At 61.2% G+C, this 18,604-nt stretch carries 17 protein-coding genes and 1 other RNA gene; 10 read left to right on the forward strand and 8 right to left on the reverse strand.

Translation table 11 applies throughout. From position 1 onward, the window contains the following. Positions 1-32: 32 nt before the first annotated feature. The 4 genes from RWJ89_RS04200 to ssrA form a co-directional block, all read right to left on the reverse strand. A complete protein-coding gene (locus RWJ89_RS04200; protein WP_316030610.1) occupies positions 33-257 on the reverse strand; it encodes a ribbon-helix-helix domain-containing protein in 225 nt (74 codons plus the stop codon). Positions 258-419: 162 nt separating this feature from the next. Further along, positions 420-614, reverse strand: coding sequence for a DUF4169 family protein (locus tag RWJ89_RS04205; RefSeq protein WP_131639470.1), 195 nt, complete (start codon positions 612-614; stop codon positions 420-422). Positions 615-663: 49 nt separating this feature from the next. Further along, complete coding sequence (locus tag RWJ89_RS04210; protein WP_020050784.1) at positions 664-1,179, reverse strand: SspB family protein; 516 nt, start codon at positions 1,177-1,179, stop codon at positions 664-666. Between the two features lie 128 nt (positions 1,180-1,307). After that, positions 1,308-1,670: a transfer-messenger RNA gene (ssrA, locus tag RWJ89_RS04215) on the reverse strand. A 111-nt stretch (positions 1,671-1,781) separates the two neighbouring features. Between ssrA and RWJ89_RS04220 the strand changes: the two genes are divergently transcribed. The 5 genes from RWJ89_RS04220 to RWJ89_RS04240 all read left to right on the forward strand — a co-directional run bounded on the left by RWJ89_RS04220 (position 1,782) and on the right by RWJ89_RS04240 (position 7,547). Further along, the gene (locus tag RWJ89_RS04220; RefSeq protein WP_020050783.1) at positions 1,782-2,576 is read left to right on the forward strand and encodes a thymidylate synthase; all 795 of its coding nucleotides are present in this window, start codon (positions 1,782-1,784) and stop codon (positions 2,574-2,576) included. A 107-nt stretch (positions 2,577-2,683) separates the two neighbouring features. Further along, on the forward strand, positions 2,684-3,403 hold the full coding sequence (locus RWJ89_RS04225; RefSeq protein ID WP_316030611.1) for a dihydrofolate reductase: 720 nt from the start codon (positions 2,684-2,686) through the stop codon (positions 3,401-3,403). Positions 3,404-3,566: 163 nt separating this feature from the next. Then, positions 3,567-4,649, forward strand: coding sequence for an FtsH protease activity modulator HflK (gene hflK / locus RWJ89_RS04230; protein WP_027668568.1), 1,083 nt, complete (start codon positions 3,567-3,569; stop codon positions 4,647-4,649). 3 nt (positions 4,650-4,652) lie between these two features. Then, on the forward strand, positions 4,653-5,615 hold the full coding sequence (hflC, locus tag RWJ89_RS04235; protein ID WP_168287723.1) for a protease modulator HflC: 963 nt from the start codon (positions 4,653-4,655) through the stop codon (positions 5,613-5,615). A gap of 201 nt (positions 5,616-5,816) precedes the next feature. Then, a complete protein-coding gene (locus tag RWJ89_RS04240; RefSeq protein ID WP_316030612.1) occupies positions 5,817-7,547 on the forward strand; it encodes a Do family serine endopeptidase in 1,731 nt (576 codons plus the stop codon). A gap of 329 nt (positions 7,548-7,876) precedes the next feature. Here the strand turns inward: RWJ89_RS04240 and serB are convergent, their stop codons facing one another. Then, positions 7,877-8,767: a phosphoserine phosphatase SerB gene (serB, locus tag RWJ89_RS04245; RefSeq protein ID WP_316030613.1), complete on the reverse strand. Its 891-nt coding sequence runs from the start codon at positions 8,765-8,767 to the stop codon at positions 7,877-7,879. Between serB and miaA the strand changes: the two genes are divergently transcribed. Then, complete coding sequence (miaA, locus tag RWJ89_RS04250; RefSeq protein WP_077978752.1) at positions 8,766-9,662, forward strand: tRNA (adenosine(37)-N6)-dimethylallyltransferase MiaA; 897 nt, start codon at positions 8,766-8,768, stop codon at positions 9,660-9,662. The genes serB and miaA overlap by 2 nt on opposite strands. On the opposite strand, the gene pdxR is transcribed toward miaA, so the two are convergent. Beyond that, positions 9,659-11,167 (reverse strand): MocR-like pyridoxine biosynthesis transcription factor PdxR, encoded by a 1,509-nt coding sequence (gene pdxR, locus RWJ89_RS04255; protein ID WP_316030614.1) that lies wholly within the window; start codon positions 11,165-11,167, stop codon positions 9,659-9,661. The genes miaA and pdxR overlap by 4 nt on opposite strands. 144 nt (positions 11,168-11,311) lie before the next feature. Between pdxR and RWJ89_RS04260 the strand changes: the two genes are divergently transcribed. Then, positions 11,312-11,947: a LysE family translocator gene (locus RWJ89_RS04260; protein ID WP_168258933.1), complete on the forward strand. Its 636-nt coding sequence runs from the start codon at positions 11,312-11,314 to the stop codon at positions 11,945-11,947. A gap of 13 nt (positions 11,948-11,960) precedes the next feature. Continuing rightward, positions 11,961-12,887, forward strand: coding sequence for a dihydrodipicolinate synthase family protein (locus RWJ89_RS04265; RefSeq protein ID WP_316030615.1), 927 nt, complete (start codon positions 11,961-11,963; stop codon positions 12,885-12,887). Here RWJ89_RS04265 and RWJ89_RS04270 read toward each other — a convergent pair. After that, complete coding sequence (locus tag RWJ89_RS04270; protein WP_316030616.1) at positions 12,872-14,896, reverse strand: ATP-binding protein; 2,025 nt, start codon at positions 14,894-14,896, stop codon at positions 12,872-12,874. The genes RWJ89_RS04265 and RWJ89_RS04270 overlap by 16 nt on opposite strands. Positions 14,897-15,218: 322 nt before the next feature. On the opposite strand from RWJ89_RS04270, the gene RWJ89_RS04275 reads away from it, so the two are divergent. Further along, on the forward strand, positions 15,219-17,009 hold the full coding sequence (locus RWJ89_RS04275; RefSeq protein ID WP_012758226.1) for an acetolactate synthase 3 large subunit: 1,791 nt from the start codon (positions 15,219-15,221) through the stop codon (positions 17,007-17,009). A gap of 20 nt (positions 17,010-17,029) precedes the next feature. Next, positions 17,030-17,602, forward strand: a complete 573-nt coding sequence (ilvN, locus tag RWJ89_RS04280; protein WP_003560902.1) for an acetolactate synthase small subunit — start codon at positions 17,030-17,032, stop codon at positions 17,600-17,602. Between the two features lie 79 nt (positions 17,603-17,681). On the opposite strand, the gene RWJ89_RS04285 is transcribed toward ilvN, so the two are convergent. After that, complete coding sequence (locus tag RWJ89_RS04285) at positions 17,682-18,530, reverse strand: aldo/keto reductase (protein ID WP_316030617.1); 849 nt, start codon at positions 18,528-18,530, stop codon at positions 17,682-17,684. Positions 18,531-18,604 lie beyond the last annotated feature (74 nt).

Raw genomic sequence — 18,604 nt, forward strand, 5'->3', positions numbered from 1 at the left:
CCAAATCGCTGCGCGATTTTGAGCAACATGCATCAAGCCTGGTGGCTGGCGGCGGCCTTCAGCCAGGAAAGCACATGCAAGCGCAGCGCCGAGGACAGGTTGCTGTCCGGTGGGCGGTGGTCGTCGATTTCGGAGATCAGGGCGGCGAGCGGCATCGAACGGGCTCCGGCGATCGTCTTCAGTTCGGCCCAGAACTCATCTTCCAGCGAGAAACTGGTGCGATGGCCGTGCAATGTCGCCGAATGCTTACGAATCATTGGGCCTTCACATCCCGGATAGAGCACAGCGCGTCCGAGACGACGCGCTCGCGCTCAGGACTCTCCATCAAATTAAGGGTGGGTTGGCAGATCGATTCAAGGAAAGTGCGCAAGTGGCTGATCGCAGAATCCATTCCGGCTTTCACGCGTTGCGTGAAACCGTCACGCGCCGTCGTCATCCGTCTCGATCCGGCCGTCGCGATGGGCTTTGTCGGCCTTGTCGTTGAGGCTGCGCGTCAGCTGTTTCTCGGCCTTGGTGCGGCCGAAGGAGACGCGGTTCTGTTCGGCCTGCTTCTCCTTTTCGGAGCGGGCCTGCTTCTTGCGGAACTGGCGCAGATTGATGATTTCGGCGCTCATGCGGTTGCCTGGACCCTCACGAAAAAGGGAGGCTTGGCCTCCCTCCAGATCACTGCTTCTTGCGGAAGGAGTCGAGCGAGACGACGGAGCCCGGTTTCTTCTCCTCGCCGTCGGCGGGTTTTGCGCCTGCGGCGTCAACGGGCTTCCCGGCCGCATCCACCGGATAGGCGGTGATTTCGCCGGACGGCAATTCCTCGCCATCGGCGAGCGGTACGTCGAATTCGAGCTCGAAGTTGACGGAGGGATCGTAGAAGCCGCGGATCGCATTGAATGGAATGACCAGCTTTTCCGGAACGTCCGAGAAGGAAAGACCGATCTCGAAATGCGTCTCGGTGATCTTCATGTCCCAGAACTGGTGCTGGATGACGATGGTCATCTGCTCGGGGTATTTCGACTTCAGGTGCTGGGAGATGCGCACGCCGGTGGCGCCGGTGAGGAAGGTGATGAAGAAGTGATGATCACCGGGCAGACGGCCCGTCGCTGCGACTTCCGCCAAAACCTTGCGGATGACGCCGCGAAGTGCATCCTGTGCCAGAATGTCGTAGCGGATATGATCCTGCCCCATGCTTTTCCTGTCTTTCGTCGGTTCGGAAGTCTTTTCACAAGGTTATATGCCACGTCCGGGCGCCTTGGGAAAGACCGGAGCCGAGTCACGTTTTTAAGCAGCATACATGATTTCGGCGGCAGGGAGAAGGTGAAGGCTTCTGTTGCCAGGTGCCTTCGGACCCCGCCTAGAGGTGCGAACCACTAGGACTTTGATTGAAGTGTCACACCGCGATTAAGCAGCGAGACGAGCTTCCGCATAGTTGTCGTTTGCAACTACAATTTTAGCCCGATAACGGCGGTACAATGCCGAGCAAAAAGACGATCTTTACACCCTTGTCGATCCTGTTTCGCCCCCATCAAAAGCCGGCCTCTAAGACCGCCGGTTTTTGGTGGAGGCGCCGGGTACCGCCCCCGGGTCCAATAGGTTTATTACACCGCTCATTTATCGCCATAGCCGACCCGAAAGCCGGCAAGGCTGATATAGTGGTTTCCTCAGCCCAAGGAAAGGGCAAACGTCATAAAAGCGTTATGCGACCCATCAGAAACATTGGGAAAATACCGGCCGGTGATTGGTTTCCCGGCTCCGAAGGCTTAAATTGGCCGAAAGGGAATCAGCGCGACATGAAGCAATATCTCGATCTCTTGAATCATGTGATGGAAAAGGGCTCCGACCGGGGCGACCGCACCGGCACCGGCACGCGCTCGGTCTTCGGCTACCAGATGCGCTTCGACCTCGAAGAAGGCTTCCCCGTCCTTACCACGAAGAAGCTGCATCTGCGCTCGATCATCCATGAGCTTTTATGGTTCCTGAAGGGCGAGACGAACATCCGTTATCTCAAAGAGAACGGCGTTTCGATCTGGGACGAATGGGCCGATGAAAACGGCGATCTCGGGCCGGTCTACGGCGCCCAGTGGCGCTCCTGGCCAGCGCCCGATGGCGGCCATATCGACCAGATCGCCAATCTCGTCAAAGGCATCGTCAACAATCCGAATTCGCGCCGCCACATCGTCTCGGCCTGGAATCCGGCCGAAGTGGACGAAATGGCGCTGCCGCCGTGCCATTGCCTGTTCCAGTTCTATGCGGCTGACGGCAAGCTCTCCTGCCAGCTCTACCAGCGCTCGGCCGATATCTTCCTCGGCGTGCCATTCAACATCGCCTCCTATGCGCTGCTGACGATGATGGTGGCTCAGGTGACCGGGCTGAAGCCTGGCGATTTCGTCCACACGCTCGGCGACGCCCATCTCTATCACAACCATTTCGACCAGGCGAAGCTGCAGCTGGCGCGCCGGCCGAAGCCGCTGCCTTTCATGCGCATCAAGCCTGATGTGAAGGACATTTTCGGCTTCACCTTCGACGATTTCGAGTTGATCGGCTACGAGGCCGATGCCAGCATCAAGGCGCCGATCGCCGTCTGATATTTCATTCGTGGTTTTGATTTCAACTAGTCACATTCGACTTGAATGCGATCTCTCTGTACTGTAACCACATCGGATAAGCGCTCTGCAACCGAAGATTGCATACAATGAGAATCAAAAGAAAACGGGTGAAAATGCCGTCGGCGACATCAATTGTTGCTCGCAGTTATCCGGATAATGTCATTGGCATTGAGAATCGATTGCCATGGCATCTTCGCACTGATCTGCAGATTTTTAAAAAAAGAACGTCTGGCCATGCTATTATAATGGGCCGAAAAACCTTTGAATCACTTGGCAATCGGCCGCTACCAAATCGAACAAATATTGTTCTTTCTCGCTCGGAAATCCTTTCAAATTCACCTTTTGTAAAATGGGCGAGAGACGTTGAAACGGCGTTGTTATTCGCCGATGTAAGCTCAATTATATCTGGGAAGCTTGAGTTTTTTGTTATAGGTGGAGAGCAAATCTATACGATATTCGAGCGCTATATAAATCAGGTTTTTCTGACGGAAGTCTTTTGTGGTCCTATCAATGGAGACGCGAAATTCGAGACCGATTTCGAGAAGGATTCAGTTGGATCAAAGTCCGAGTGGAAGCATGGGTTCGAAGACGATTACCCTAAGAGTGAGCATGATCAATACCCGTTTCGAATAACTCGTTATGAGAGGCGAAAGCCTGAACATCGATTCAAATCTAAAGAAGAATTTATGGGTAGGGAGCCGGATTTCGATAAATACTTTGAGTTGTATGAGAAAAAGGTTGTCGCTTCTGATGATGATGGCGTGCAGTATGAATTCTTTCCAGACACGCGTTCCATCAAATCTTGAGTGCCGATACGCCTGAAAATGAACTATTTTCCAATTAAATTGACCAAGTTTCTCACGTTGCGTTGAAAGCCGATGCGGCGATACCTATAACGGTCACCAACGCGTCCGCCGGTCAGCCCCCACGGTTCGGATGCGTGGAGACTTAACGAACAACGAGGTTTTGATGCCCTGGAGCAATCAGAATGGCGGCGGCGGCCCTTGGGGCGGCGGCGGCGGTAATAATCAGGGACCATGGGGACAGGGGCCGAACCGGCCGCGCGGTGGCGGCGGCAAGGGCGGACCGCCTGATCTGGAAGATATTATCCGGCGCGGCCAGGACCAGCTGCGCAACATCATACCCGGCGGCTTCAACGGCGGCGTGGCCGTGATCGTCGCGGCGATCGTCGCGGTCTTCTGGCTGATCCAGTGCATTTATGTCGTGCAGCCGGACGAACGCGGCGTCGAGCTGCGGTTCGGCACGCCGAAGGACGAGATTTCCATGCCGGGCCTGCATTTCCACTTTTGGCCGATGGAAACAGTGGAGACGGTCAAGGTGACCGTACAGCAGCTGAACATCGGGGCGACTTCGGCATCGTCTTCGAACGGCCTGATGCTGTCCAGCGACAAAAGCGTGATCAACGTGCAGTTCGCGGTCTTCTATACCGTCAGCGATCCCAAAGCCTATCTCTTCAACGTCGAAAATCCGGCGGAGACGCTGCAGCAGGTATCCGACAGTGCCATGCGTGAGATCGTCGGCCGACGTCCGGCGCAGGACGCTTTCCGCAGCAATCGTCAGCCGATCGAAGTGGACGTGCTCAATATCCTGCAGGACACGATGAACCGCTATGGCGCGGGCGTGACCGTGACCGGCGTGACGATCCAGAATGTGGCGCCGCCGCGGGAAGTCGCCGATGCTTTCGAAGAAGTGCAGCGTGCCGGCCGTGACCGCGACAGCACGATCGAAGAGGCCAATCGCTACACGAACCAGAAGCTCGGCCAGGCGCGAGGCGATGCGGCCAGAATCCGTGAAGATGCAGCCGCTTACAAAGACCGCGTCGTGAAGGAGGCGGAAGGTGAAGCGCAGCGATTCACGGCGATCAACGACGAATATTCGAAGGCGCCCGACGTGACCCGCAAGCGGTTGTATCTCGAAACGATGGAGCAGGTGCTGAAGAATTCCCGGAAGGTCATTATCGACGAGAAGCAGGGCGTCCTGCCCTATCTGCCGCTCAATGAGCTCGGCAAGCCGGCGCAGCAGGGAGGTTGAGTCATGACATCGAACAGACTTCCCATCATTCTCATCATCCTCGCCATCGTGCTGGTCGGGCTTTATTCGTCCATCTTCGTGGTGAATGCACGCGAGCAGGCCATCGTCGTCCGTTTCGGCCAGATCCAGTCGGTCAAGACCGAGCCTGGCATTTATTTCAAGCTGCCCTTCGGCTTCATGGATGCCGACCGCGTTCAGCTGGTCGAAAAGCAGGCGCTGAGGCTCGATCTCGACAATATTCGCGTTCAGGTCCAGGATGGCCAGACCTTCGACGTCGATGCCTTCGTGATCTATAACATCTCGGATGTTCGCCGCTTCCGCGAAACGGTCTCGGGCGATCGCGAAGCCGCGGAAGCGCGGTTGAGAGCGCAGCTCGATTCATCGCTTCGTCGTGTCTACGGTCTGCGTGACTACAATGCCGCTCTCTCGGAAGAGCGTGTCGCGATGATGCTGGAGATTCGCGACGACCTGCGCACGGATGCCGAAAATCTCGGCCTGCATATAGACGACGTTCGCATCCGCCGCACCGACCTTTCGCCGGAGGTTGCGCCCAACACCTATAACGCCATGCGTTCGGAACGCCTTGCCGAGGCCGAGCGCATCCGTGCCGAGGGCAATGAGGAAGGCCAGCGGCGGCGGGCCATCGCCGACCGTCAGGTTGTCGAGTTCACCGCGGGCGCCCAGCGCGATGCGGAAATCCTTCGAGGCCAGGGCGATGCGGAACGAAACCGCGTCTTTGCCGAAGTCTTCAGCAAGGATCCAGCCTTCTTCGAGTTCTATCGCTCGATGGCGGCCTATTCCTCCGCTCTCTCGTCGCAGGACACGACGCTGGTGCTGTCGCCGAATTCGGAATTCTTCCGCTATTTCGACAATGCCGCCGGCACCCTGCAGCCGACAAATCCGGCCGCGCCAGTTCCGGCAGTTCCGGGCGCAGCTGCTCCCGCGGCACCGGTCCCGGCGAACTGACAGCCAGCGAAACGACCACCGACAATTTCGGAAGGGCCGGCCCGAGCGCCGGCCCTTTTTTCGTGGAATGATTGAGACGATCAGGCTTTTGCGAGGCCACGTCACATTGCACGGGGATTTCGCGAAAAGGTGATTTCACCCTCCATCATTCCGCCTTATGCTGATGCTCAATGTGCGCTTGCACCCTTATGAGGAAGCTTGATGGCCCCCACGATTCGCTCGCCCTTCAGACGAACGCTCGCGCTTATGGCCAGCGCCGCAATCCTGGCGCAAGCCGGCGTGAGCGGGATTGCCTATGCGCAAACCGCGCCTGAGACGACCGCACCCGGGGTTATTGCACCCGCTCCAGCTACTCCGGAAACGGCTGCGCCCGCTCCTACGCCTCCCGCAGCCGGCGCACCACAGCAGACCGCTCCGATCCAGGCCGCCGTGCCCAATAACGGCCCGGCTTCCGTCGCCGATCTCGCCGAGGGGCTGCTCGACGCCGTGGTCAACATCTCAACCTCGCAGAAGGTGAAGGACGATGAGGGCGCGGGTCCGGCGCCGCGCGCGCCCGACGGCTCGCCTTTCCAGGAGTTCTTCAACGACTTCTTCAACAAGCAGCAGGGCAACAAGGGCGGCAACCATAATGTCAGCTCGCTTGGCTCCGGCTTCGTCATCGATCCAGCCGGTTATATCGTCACCAACAACCACGTGATCGAGGGCGCTGACGATATCGAGATCAATTTCGCCAATGGTTCGAAGCTCAAGGCGAAGCTGATCGGCACCGATACGAAGACCGATCTTTCGGTGCTGAAGGTCGAGCCGAAGACGCCGCTGAAATCCGTGAAATTCGGCGATTCCAGCACGATGCGCATCGGCGACTGGGTGATGGCGATCGGCAATCCGTTCGGCTTCGGCGGTTCGGTGACGGTGGGCATCATTTCCGGGCGTGGCCGCAACATCAATGCCGGTCCTTACGACAACTTCATCCAGACCGATGCGGCGATCAACAAGGGCAATTCCGGCGGCCCGCTGTTCAATATGAAGGGCGAAGTGATCGGCATCAACACGGCGATCATTTCGCCGAGCGGCGGCTCGATCGGTATCGGCTTCTCGGTGCCGTCGGAGCTTGCTTCCGGCGTCGTCGACCAGCTGCGCGAATATGGCGAGACGCGGCGCGGCTGGCTCGGCGTGCGCATCCAGCCGGTGACCGACGATATCGCCGACAGCCTCGGGCTCGACACTGCAAAGGGCGCGCTGGTCGCCGGCGTCATCAAGGGCGGCCCCGTCGACGACGGCTCGATCAAGGCTGGCGACGTCATTTTGAAATTTGACGGCAAGACCGTCAGCGAAATGCGCGACCTGCCGCGCGTCGTGGCGGAAAGCACGGTCGGCAAGGAAGTCGACGTCGTGGTGCTGCGCGACGGCAAGGAACAGACCGTCAAGGTGAAGCTCGGCCGGCTCGAGGACAGCGATCAGGCGGCTGCATCCGACGATGCAGCACCCGATGGCTCGCAGGACGACGGTGTGATCACTCCGGATCCCGGCGAGAACAATGACATGGACCAGCCGGATTCCGGCGATCAGGCCAAGCCTGCACCCGATACACCTGACCAGCATAAGGGCCAGGTGTCGCCGGATACGGCCACGCCGAAGAACGTGCTCGGGCTGTCGCTGTCGCTGTTGAGCGCTGAGACGCGCAAGGCCTTCGGCATCGCCGAGAGTGTCGATGGTGTCGTCGTGACGGAAGTGACACCCGGCTCCGCCTCGGCTGAAAAGGGGCTGAAGCCCGGCGACGTCATCGTCGAGGTGGCGCAGGAGTTCATGAAGTCGCCGGATGCGGTCGCCGCCAAGGTGCAGGCGCTGAAACAGGAAGGCCGCCGCAACGCCCAGCTGATGATCGCAGGGGCGAATGGCGATCTGCGGTTCGTGGCGGTGCCGATGGAATAGGGGAACTACGGCGGTAGTGAATTAGCCGCCGTGGTCTCCAACTCTCCCTCATTCCTGTGCTTGTCACAGGAATCCAGTGCGCCCAAGGTCCTTGGGCTCAGAAGACTCTTCTCTCTTGGCGTAAGTCGTTCACCGCGCAGACGCGTGGTGGCTGGATTCCTGTGACGAGCACAAGGGCGGAGAGAGTGTGTCGGGCGGCCTTTCGAAACGAGACCGTTGGCGGAGCGGTCCGAAGGTGACAGGGCTATTTGGCGGGCTGACGGAGGTTGCCCTTCCGTGCGAGCCGCCAGAGATCAGCCCCGATTTCGAGAATGTCGCTGGTATCGCCTTCAAGCCGTGACGAAATCCGTCTTGCGGTAACCCTGGATATAAAGCAGGGCGGTCAGGTCGCCGTGGTTGATTTGAATCTGCGCTTGAGCAGCGACGGTGGGCTTGGCGTGGAGGGCGACGCCGGAGCCGGCTAGCTGCAGCATGCCGAGATCGTTGGCGCCGTCGCCGACGGCGATCGCTTCTTCCGGCGAAATGCCGAGGCTTGCCGCAATTTCGTTCAGCGCATCGACCTTCGCCTGTTTTCCGAGGATCGGTTCGGCGACGAAGCCGGAGAGAATGCCGCCGTCTTCGAGCAGCGTGTTGGCACGGTTCTCGTCGAAGCCGAGGGTAGCGGCGATGCGGCTGGTGAAGACGGTGAAGCCGCCGGAGACAAGCGCGGTGTAATGGCCTTTCGACTTCATGGTGGCAAGCAGTTCCGGACCGCCCGGGGTGAGCGTGATGCGCTTGGCGATGACCTCGTCGACGACCGATATCGGCAGCCCCTTCAGCAGGGCGACACGCTCACGCAGGGCAGGCTCGAAAGCGATCTCGCCGTTCATGGCGCGAGCAGTGATGTTCGCCACCTTCTCCTTCAGGCCGACTTCAGCAGCGAGTTCATCGATGCATTCCTGGCCGATCATCGTCGAATCCATATCGGCGATCAGCAGCTTCTTGCGGCGGGTCTCCTGCTCCTGGATAACGAGGTCGATGGGCGCGCTTGATATGACGGCAAGGATATTGGCCTCGGCCGCTTGCCTATCGCTGCCGTCGCGCAGCGCGATGTCGCAGGCAACGCCATCGGCCAGCCAGTAGAGACCGGAAGCGTTCACGGCCTCGGCCGCCCGCTCGGCGAGTTCCGGTGTCAGCACGGGATTTGACGGATTGGCAACAAGCGTGGCAACGAGGGCCATGATGGAAAACCTTCTGAGCACAGTGAACGCGATCCTGATAACCGGGCCGACCGCCAGCGGCAAGTCCGCGCTCGCCGTCGAATTGGCCAGACGCCATGACGGCGCGGTCGTCAACGCCGACAGCATGCAGGTCTACGACACGCTGCGGGTGCTGACCGCGCGCCCGTCGGAAGAGGAAATGCAGGGCGTGCCGCATCATCTCTACGGCCACGTGCCGGCGGATGCGGCCTATTCCACCGGCGCCTGGCTGCGCGATGTCACAGCACTGCTGCCGACGCTCAGGGCCGCAGGGCGGTTGCCGGTCTTCGTCGGCGGCACGGGACTTTATTTCAAGGCGCTGACCGGCGGGCTCTCCGATATGCCGGAGGTACCGGAGGCGCTGCGGGAGAAACTCAGGGCGCGGCTGGTGGAGGAGGGGCCGGACGGGCTCTATGCCGAACTCGCCGAGGCCGATCCCGCCATGGCGGCAAGCCTCAACCGCCAGGACGGGCAGCGGATCGTCCGGGCGCTGGAGGTGATCAAGGCGACGGGACGGTCGATCGTCGATTTCCAGGGCCGGTCGGGGCCGGTGGTGATCGACGCCGATGAGGCCCGTAAGATCGTCGTGCTGCCGGATAGGGCGGTGCTGCATCAGCGCATCAACGGGCGTTTCGAAAAAATGCTGCAGCAAGGTGCGGAAGACGAGGTGAGGGCGCTGCTTGCGCTCGACCTGCCGGCCGAGGCGCCTGTGATGAAGGCAATCGGCGTGTCGCAGATTGCGGCGATGGTCAGGGGCGAGATGACGCGCGACGAGGTGCTGGAGAAGGGTGCTGCGGCGACGCGGCAATATGCCAAGCGGCAAATGACATGGTTCCGCAACCAGATGGACGACAGCTGGGAACGGCTGACGGTTTAGCCTTCAGCTTGTTGCGGGCCTCCCGCTTGAGACATCTGCTGGCTCAGCAGTTTGACGAGTTCGCCGACCGCCGCCTGCAGCTGGTCCGGCAAAAATCCGCCGAAGCCCAGCATCAGGCCGGGGCGCGCCGGCCGCGTGGCATACATCGGGGAGATCGCCCGCACGGCGAGGCCGGCCGAGAGGGCGCGGGCTGCGAGTTGCACGTCGTCGACCTCCTCGGGCAGCCATAGAAGAATATGCATGCCCTGGTCGCTCTGCTGGACGCGGCAGCCCTCAGGCAAGGCCCGATCGAGCGCCGAAAGCAGAACAGCGCGGCGCTCGGCATAGAGGCCGCGGATGCGTCGGATGTGCGCTTCGAAATAGCCTTCCCGCATATAGGCCGCCAGAACGTGCTGTTCGGCGGTCGGCGAATGCCGGTCGAGAATGGCACGGGCGCCGGCAAAGGCTTCCGCGAGTGGCGAAGGGGCGATGACGTAGCCGAGGCGCAGGGAGGGAAAGAGCACCTTGCTGAAGGTGCCGAGATAGATGACGCGTGAGGGACGCAATCCCTGCATCGAGGGAAAGGGGTGTCCGGCATAACGCAGCTCGCTGTCGTAGTCGTCTTCGACGATCCAGGCGCGATTTTGGTCGGCCCAGGTGATCAAGGAATTGCGCCGAGCCATGCTGAGCGGCATTCCGATCGGATATTGGTGCGACGGGGTCACGAATGCGGCGCGCGCCTGCGGGCATAGCTCGAGGCCGCGTTCCACGTTCATTCCCTGTGCATCGACCGGCAGGCGGTGCGTCTGGACGTCGAGATCGTCGAGCACCGCCGTCAGCCCGGGATAGGCTGGATCCTCGGCCCATACCGCATCGTCACGCGAGAGAAGCACCCGGCCTGCCATATAGAGGCCTTGCTGGGTGCCCGACGTGACGATGACCTGTTCCGGCTCGCAATGAACGGCCCGCGCGCGGCGGACGTGATCGGCAATGGCAAACCTGAGTTCGAGCAAACCCATAGGATCGTGGTAACCCGAGGGGGCGGCCTGTCGCGACGCGCGCACACGGTTGCCGAGACGGCGCCAGTTGTCGTCCGGCGCAATACCGCAGGCCGGGACGGCGATGGCGAAGGGAACGGGCGGGTGAGGGGTGAGCGCACGGGCGATGGAAATCAGCCGGGCCGCCTGGGACGGCAGATCGACAGCATCCGCAGTAGACGGCACTGCCGGAGTGGGCGGGCGGGCCGGCGTCGCGTCCATCAGATCAGCGGCAACGCGGGTTCCGGCTCCGACCCGCGCTTCGAGATAGCCTTCTGCGGTCAACTGATCGAACACCTCGACGACAGTGCCGCGCGCGATTTTCAGCGAAGCCGCAAGGCTACGCGTCGAAGGAAGGCGTTCTCCCGACCTCAGCTCACTGCGGGCGATTGCGTTCCGCAGGGCCTGCGCAAGCTGGCGACCGACATTGGCCGTTCGATCGATCGCCTCGAGCGATGGTATTTCGATGGTGCTGCGCCGTTTGGACATCGCAAAATGGTCTATACAAATTCTTCAAAATGGCGCTTCATGATGAACCAATTTTGGAAGAAAAGGAAGCTTATTGGCGGTTCCCGACGGGGCATTCTTCGTCTTCGTGGGGCGTGCGGGCGCAAACTTCGGAAAAAAACGTAAATGCAGGATCTTCTCGTCGTCTACCAGGATCTTCTCGTCGTCTACATTGCCTACGCAATCGCTGCAGGCAGTCCCGGACCAAGCAATATGGCCATCATGAATGTGGCGATGCGGCAAGGGCGTCGACCGGCGCTCGCCCTTGCCGCTGGTGTTATAACGATGTCGACATGCTGGGGGCTGATCGCGGTCACCGGCATCTCGACACTCCTCGTCCGCTATGCCCATGCCCTGCTGTTCCTTAAGATCGCAGGCGGATTGTACCTTCTCTGGCTCGCCTGGAGAGCGGCCCGCTCGGCCGCCGCCCCGGATAGGCCGGCAAGCGAGGCCGTGCGGCCTGCCGCGCAACGCGGCGCGCTCTATCGTCGCGGCGTTCTGATGCATCTCGGCAATCCGAAGGCGGTTCTGGCCTGGGTGGCGATCATGTCGCTCGGCCTCAAGCCGGGCGCTTCGCCGGAGATGGCCGTCACCGCCTTCGGCGGCTGCGTGCTCTTGGGGATCTCGATTTTTGCCGGCTATGCCGTGCTCTTCTCCACGGCACCGATGGTGCGCGGCTACGCCCGTGCGCGGCGGTGGATCGAGGGCAGTCTTGCCGTCTTCTTCGCGGGCGCCGGATCGCGCCTTCTGTTCTCACATTGACCGGATTTTCATCATGTCTATCGCTTCTCCGTTTCATGGTCTTTCGGCCTTTCCGCCCACGCCCGCCGATAGAGATGGCCGGGTCGACACCGAAGCCCTCGGCCGCCTGCTGGAACGCCTGTGTGATGCAGGCGTCGCGTCGATAGGCCTTCTCGGCAGCACCGGGATCTATGCCTTTCTCACACGCGAGGAACGACGGCGAGCCGTCGAGGCTGCGGTCGAGTGCATTCGCGGTCGTATTCCCCTCGTCGTCGGCGTCGGTGCTCTGAGGACAGACCATGCTCGGAGCCTGGCAAGGGATGCCGAGGTCGCCGGTGCAGACGCTCTTCTGCTTGCGCCGGTGTCCTACACGCCGCTGACCCAGGACGAAGCGTACGAGCATTTCCTGGCGGTTACCGAGGCGGCGAAGCTGCCGCTTTGTATCTACAACAATCCCGGCACGACCCACTTCACCTTCAGCCGGGATCTTCTGCAGCGCCTATCCGATTTCGAGACGGTCAGCGCCGTGAAGATGCCTCTGCCTGCTGACGGCGATTTCGCAGGCGAGTTGGCGGCATTGCGAGAGAAGACCAGGCTTGCGATCGGCTACAGCGGCGACTGGCGCGCGGCCGAAGCGCTGCTTTCAGGTGCCGACGCCTGGTACAGCGTCATCGGCGGCGTGCTTCCGCGCGTCGCCCTTGCCCTGAGCAAGGCCGCGATTGCAGGCGAGGGCGGCGAGGCGCATCGGCTCGATGGTCTCCTCCAGCCGCTCTGGAAAACGTTCAAAGAGTTCGGAAGCCTTCGCGTGGTCTATACGCTGCTCGACCTTCTCTCACTCGCCAGGGCAGAGCTCCCACGCCCTCTGTTGCCGCTCGGGTCGATGGACCGGCAACGAGTGCTCGAGGCCGTCGAGCCTCTGATCGCATTGGAGAGCGAGCTGAAGCCTCAATCCTTGTTGTAGAGGCCGCTCAGCGGTTTTTTCAGGATGCTTTCGCGCAGCGACGTGCCTGGCTCCCGGCGGGAGACGGCCGGCTGATCCGCCGGCGGTATCGGCCGGGGAAAGACCGGCTCGTCGCGGCGCATCTCGCGGCGGAGCGCATCCAACCGGGGATCGATCGCGGGTGACGTGGCCGGGTCCAGCCGCGGTGTTTGCGGCAGCAGTTCGCGGCGGTAGGATTCGAGTGGCGCGACGGAAGAGGTGGGCGGCGGGTAGGGCTTCGCGTCGATATCCTCGTCGGCTGCATCAGCCTCGTCGAAACCTGCCACCGACGCGGCATAGTTCTGCTGGAAATTCGAAATGTCGGGTCCGACGGTCACCGCCCGCATGCGGGTGACGATCTTGCGCAGATCGACCGTATCCGGATCTTCCTCGCTTTGCTTGCTGTTGGCGCTGCTCGCCTTCGGCAGGAGCTTTTCGTCGACGCGGGAAAAGCGCATGCGCATCGGCACGCTGATCGCCTCGCCGAAGGCGATCGCTTCGCCATTGCCGATCGAGGAAATGAAGCTGGTCGTCGAGATCGACGAATTCGGAATGGCTGAGCGGATGATTTCCTGGTCTCGGTCGTTGGCGAGGCGCATGGCAAAGAGCGTCGAACACTGCGACAGGATCGTCTGGTCGAGCTCGCCCGGCCGCTGGGTGATGATGCCGAGCGAGACGCCGTATTTGCGGCCTTCCTTGGCGATGCGGGCGATCGCCTGGCGCGTCGGCACGAAGCCGAGGCTCGGATCGGAGGGGATATAGCGGTGAGCTTCCTCGCAGACGACGAGCATGTGGATGGCGCCGTCGCTCCACAGCGCCACCTCGAAGGCCATGCGGCAGAGTACGGAGGCGACCGAATTGACGACCTCGGAGGGGATGCCGGCAAGCTGGAAGGTGCAGATCGGCCGGTTCTCGCCGGGGATGCGGAAGATCTGCGCGATGGTTTCGGTGATCGTGTCGCTGATCGTGTTGTTGGAGAACATGAAGTGATAGCGCGGATCGTTGATCGCAGCGATGAGGCGCATCTTCAGCGACCGCAGGAAGGGCTTTTCCGAGCGGCCTTCCAGGCGGCCGATGCGCTCGTCGATCAGCGCCAGCAGATCGGCCATGCGATAGGGAACCGGCGTATCGGCGGTGATCGAACTCTTTTCCGTCGTGCGGCGGACCAGCGAATTGTCGCTGCCGCGGAAGGCGCGCTTGGCTTCCGGCAGGATATCGCGCAGCATGTCGAGCTCTTCGGGCACCGGCGGGCGGCCGCGAAAGACGACTTCGGCGAATTCCTCCAGCCGCATCAGCCAGAAGGGCAGATCAAGCGTATCGGTATCGATGGTGACGGCGTGCTGAGGAAATGCGGCGGCGAATTCGTTATGCGGATCGAGGATCAGGACGCGCAGCTTCGGGTCCGCGGCGATCGCCTTGTGCAGGAGCAGCGACACGGCCGTCGACTTGCCGACACCGGTGGAGCCGACGACGGCGAAATGCTTGGAGAGCATCGAGGGGATGTGGATCGCCGCATCGATGCTTTCGTCCTGCGTCAGCTTGCCGATGACGGCGGTCGTACCTTCGCCGGCATCGTAGATGCGCATCAGGTCGGCGGATCGGATGCGGTGGGCGATGGCGCCGAGATAGGGATAACGCGAGATGCCGGTCGAGAATTCCTCGCGTCCGTCCTCGTCGACACGGACTTCGCCGAGCAGCTCGGTCTCGATCTTGAAAATATTGTCTTCGCCTTCGCCCCAGGCATGGCTGCCGGTGTTCATCTGATAGACGAGCGCGACGACGCGGTTGCGGCCGACGCTGATCGAAATCAGCCGCCCCACGGACCAGAGTTCGGTCAGATCGGTGCCGCCCTGTTCGGCGACGGCGGCAATCGTCGCCCGCGACCCGCTGCATGCAACGACGCGGCCGAGAAAGCGATTTCCCGGCGCATGGCCATCGCGGCGATCATGCTCGCCTGCCTTGCCAGAGGTGCGCAAGTCGTTGTTGAGCAAAGGGCTACTCCATGCGGTAGCGTAGAAGAATAAAGTCGATCCTTTAACAAATCCTTCATCCTATCGATTTTCGTGGATGCAGGCGTGGGGCAGTTTTTATTGCGGCATGCGTTGACGCTGCGAAATTTTCTGTCTATCACTTCCGACCATGAAAATCGCAACGGCTCTTATCGTGGTGGGAAAGCGCATGGGCAGGATGGTGTAACCATCCGGCGATAGCCACCCATGCGCTAGATGACAGGCTCCTCAGGGGCCTTTTTTTATGCCCGAAATTCGGGCTTCCGGCCACAAACGCAATCCCAGCATCAAACGGAACAGACAGATGAGCACGGACAATCAGGCGGCAGGCAATCGGATGACGGGAGCGGAGATCGTTCTCAAGGCGCTGAAGGACAACGGCGTCGAACATATTTTCGGCTATCCCGGCGGCGCCGTCCTGCCGATCTACGACGAGATCTTCCAGCAGGAGGATGTCAAGCACATCCTCGTCCGCCACGAGCAGGGGGCAGGCCATGCGGCCGAAGGTTACGCCCGCTCCACCGGCAAGGTCGGCGTCATGCTGGTGACCTCTGGCCCGGGCGCCACCAATGCCGTCACGCCGCTGCAGGATGCGCTGATGGATTCGATCCCGCTCGTCTGCCTGACCGGACAGGTTCCGACCCCACTGATCGGCTCCGACGCCTTCCAGGAATGCGATACGGTCGGCATCACCCGGCCCTGCACCAAGCACAACTGGCTGGTCAAGGATGTCAACCAGCTTGCCGCCGTCATTCACGAGGCCTTCCGCATCGCCCAGTCCGGTCGTCCAGGCCCTGTCGTCGTCGATATTCCGAAGGACGTGCAGTTTGCGACCGGCACCTACACGCCGCCGGCGGATTATGCGATCCAGAAGAGCTACCAGCCGAAGATCCAGGGCGACCTCAACCAGATCCATGCCGCGATCGAGCTGATGGCGAATGCGCGCCGTCCGATCATCTATTCCGGCGGCGGCGTCATCAATTCCGGCCCCGAGGCTTCCAAGCTGCTGCGCGAGCTGGTCGAGCTCACCGATTTCCCGATCACCTCAACGCTGATGGGCCTCGGCGCCTATCCTGCTTCAGGCAAGAACTGGCTGAAGATGCTCGGCATGCACGGCTCGTACGAAGCCAACATGGCGATGCACGATTGCGATGTCATGGTCTGCATCGGCGCCCGCTTCGACGATCGCATTACTGGCCGTCTCAATGCCTTTTCGCCGAACTCGAAGAAGATCCATATCGATATCGATCCATCCTCGATCAACAAGAACGTCCGGGTCGATATCGGCATCCGCGGCGATGTCGGCCATGTCCTCGAAGACATGGTCCGCCTGTGGAGGGCGCTGCCGAAGAAGCCGGAAAAGGGTCGGCTGGACGACTGGTGGACCGATATCGCCCGCTGGCGGGCACGCAACTCCTTCGCCTATACGAAGAGCAATGACGTCATCATGCCGCAATATGCGCTGGAGCGGCTCTTCGCCCACACCAAGGACCGCGATACCTACATCACCACCGAGGTCGGCCAGCACCAGATGTGGGCGGCACAGTTCTTCGGTTTCGAGCAGCCGAACCGCTGGATGACCTCGGGCGGTCTCGGCACGATGGGCTACGGGCTGCCGGCCGCGCTCGGCGTGCAGATCGCCCATCCCGACAGCCTCGTCATCGACATTGCCGGCGACGCCTCGATCCAGATGTGTATCCAGGAAATGTCGGCGGCGATCCAGCACGATGCGCCAATCAAGATCTTCATCATGAACAACCAGTATATGGGCATGGTGCGCCAGTGGCAGCAGCTGCTGCACGGCAACCGCCTTTCGAATTCCTATACGGAGGCGATGCCCGATTTCGTCAAGCTGGCGGAAGCCTATGGCGCCGTTGGCCTGCGCTGCGAAAAGCCGGATGCGCTTGATGACACCATTCTGGAGATGATCGAGGTCAGAAAGCCTGTCATCTTCGATTGCCGCGTCGCCAATCTCGCCAATTGCTTCCCGATGATCCCCTCGGGCAAGGCCCATAACGAAATGCTGTTGCCGGACGAAGCCACCGACGAAGCGGTCGCCAATGCGATCGACGCCAAGGGCCGCGCGCTCGTCTGATCAGGGAAGGAACTAAGAACATGAACGCACACCTACAGCCCACGGGCTCCGCCTATTTCATCTCGCCGGAAACGGCGGCGGTCGAAAGCCACACGCTTTCGGTTCTCGTCGACAACGAACCGGGCGTTCTTGCCCGGGTCATCGGCCTGTTTTCCGGCCGCGGCTACAATATTGAGAGCCTGACGGTCTCCGAGACCGAGCATCAGGCGCATCTTTCCCGCATCACCGTCGTCACACGCGGGACGCCGCAGGTGCTGGAGCAGATCAAGGCGCAGCTCGAGCGCATCGTGCCGGTGCACCGCGTCGTCGATCTGACGGTGCGCGCCCGCGAGCTCGGCCAGGACCGGCCGATCGAGCGCGAAGTGGCGCTGGTCAAGGTGATCGGCGAGGGCGAGATGCGCGCCGAGACCCTGCGCCTTGCCGATGCCTTCCATGCCAAGGTGGTGGATGCGACGGTCGGCCACTTCATTCTGGAGATCACCGGCAAATCATCGAAGATCGATCAGTTCGTGGCGATTATGAAGCCGCTCGGCCTCATCGAGGTGTGCCGTACCGGCATTGCGGCGATGAACCGCGGCGTGCAGGGCATGTAAAAATTACAGCCCGGGCATGTAAGGATTACAGCCCGGGAATCAAAGCCCGATGCTGCAATAATTGAGAAAACCGCTGAGATCAAAGCATCTCCAGCGGCTTTTTCTTTGTGGGCGGTGGAAAGGCGGCGTCGAGGGCATCCCAGTCGTCGTCGGTGATGTCGAGCGAGACGCAGTCGCGGTTTTCGGCTGCGCGCTCGGCATTCGAGGTCTTCGGAATGACGATGACGCCGCCGCGTTCCAGCAGGAAAGCGAGCGCCAGCTGGGCGGGCGTTGCCTGATAGGCCTTGGCGATGCGGATCAACTCGGGATGGTGCAGGATATTTCCCTGCCCGATCGGCGAATAGGCCATGATAGGAATGCCGCGGCTCTGGCACCAGGGCAGCAGATCGAACTCAATGCCGCGGCGGGAAAGGTTATAGAGCACCTGGTTGGCGGCGACCTTGGTGCCGTCGGGCACTCCGAGCAGTTCCTCCATGTCGTCGGTGTCGAAGTTGGAGACCCCCCAGGCGCCGATCTTGCCGGATGCCTTGAGTGTTTCAAAGGCGGCGACGGTCTCTGCGAGCGGATGGTCTCCGCGCCAGTGCAGCAGATAGAGATCGATGCGATCGGTGCCCAGCCGTTCGAGACTGCGCTCGCACGCCTCGATCGTGCCTGTCAGGCTGGCATTCCAGGGATAGACCTTGCTGACGATGAAGACCTCGTCGCGCCGGCCCCTGATCGCCTGGCCGACGATCTCTTCTGCGCCACCGTCGCCGTACATTTCGGCGGTGTCGATCAGCGTCATGCCGAGATCGATGCCGGCCCCCAGGCTTTCGATCTCCGCTTTGGCATGGCCGGCATCCTCGCCCATCGCCCAGGTTCCCTGGCCGAGCGCCGGCACTTCTACGCCGTTCGGGAAGGTGATTGTCGGAATCCGGCTGTCTTGCATGATCTTTTCCACTTTGCAGGAGATTGCGGCGATTTCTTATCTTTCAAGTAATCCTGTCACCATGACAATGATGT

It is taken from the genome of Rhizobium sp. 10PS4, from assembly GCF_032464805.1.
GTDB classification, from domain to species: Bacteria; Pseudomonadota; Alphaproteobacteria; order Rhizobiales; family Rhizobiaceae; genus Rhizobium; species Rhizobium laguerreae.

Coding starts and splice junctions, on each gene's coding strand:
- RWJ89_RS04200 (WP_316030610.1), bottom strand. CDS start 257: ATGATTCGTAAGCATTCGGCGACATTGCACGGCCATCGCACCAGTTTC.
- RWJ89_RS04205 (WP_131639470.1), bottom strand. CDS start 614: ATGAGCGCCGAAATCATCAATCTGCGCCAGTTCCGCAAGAAGCAGGCC.
- RWJ89_RS04210 (WP_020050784.1), bottom strand. CDS start 1,179: ATGGGGCAGGATCATATCCGCTACGACATTCTGGCACAGGATGCACTT.
- RWJ89_RS04220 (WP_020050783.1), top strand. CDS start 1,782: ATGAAGCAATATCTCGATCTCTTGAATCATGTGATGGAAAAGGGCTCC.
- RWJ89_RS04225 (WP_316030611.1), top strand. CDS start 2,684: ATGAGAATCAAAAGAAAACGGGTGAAAATGCCGTCGGCGACATCAATT.
- hflK (WP_027668568.1), top strand. CDS start 3,567: ATGCCCTGGAGCAATCAGAATGGCGGCGGCGGCCCTTGGGGCGGCGGC.
- hflC (WP_168287723.1), top strand. CDS start 4,653: ATGACATCGAACAGACTTCCCATCATTCTCATCATCCTCGCCATCGTG.
- RWJ89_RS04240 (WP_316030612.1), top strand. CDS start 5,817: ATGGCCCCCACGATTCGCTCGCCCTTCAGACGAACGCTCGCGCTTATG.
- miaA (WP_077978752.1), top strand. CDS start 8,766: ATGATGGAAAACCTTCTGAGCACAGTGAACGCGATCCTGATAACCGGG.
- serB (WP_316030613.1), bottom strand. CDS start 8,767: ATGGCCCTCGTTGCCACGCTTGTTGCCAATCCGTCAAATCCCGTGCTG.
- pdxR (WP_316030614.1), bottom strand. CDS start 11,167: ATGTCCAAACGGCGCAGCACCATCGAAATACCATCGCTCGAGGCGATC.
- RWJ89_RS04260 (WP_168258933.1), top strand. CDS start 11,312: ATGCAGGATCTTCTCGTCGTCTACCAGGATCTTCTCGTCGTCTACATT.
- RWJ89_RS04265 (WP_316030615.1), top strand. CDS start 11,961: ATGTCTATCGCTTCTCCGTTTCATGGTCTTTCGGCCTTTCCGCCCACG.
- RWJ89_RS04275 (WP_012758226.1), top strand. CDS start 15,219: ATGAGCACGGACAATCAGGCGGCAGGCAATCGGATGACGGGAGCGGAG.
- ilvN (WP_003560902.1), top strand. CDS start 17,030: ATGAACGCACACCTACAGCCCACGGGCTCCGCCTATTTCATCTCGCCG.
- RWJ89_RS04285 (WP_316030617.1), bottom strand. CDS start 18,530: ATGCAAGACAGCCGGATTCCGACAATCACCTTCCCGAACGGCGTAGAA.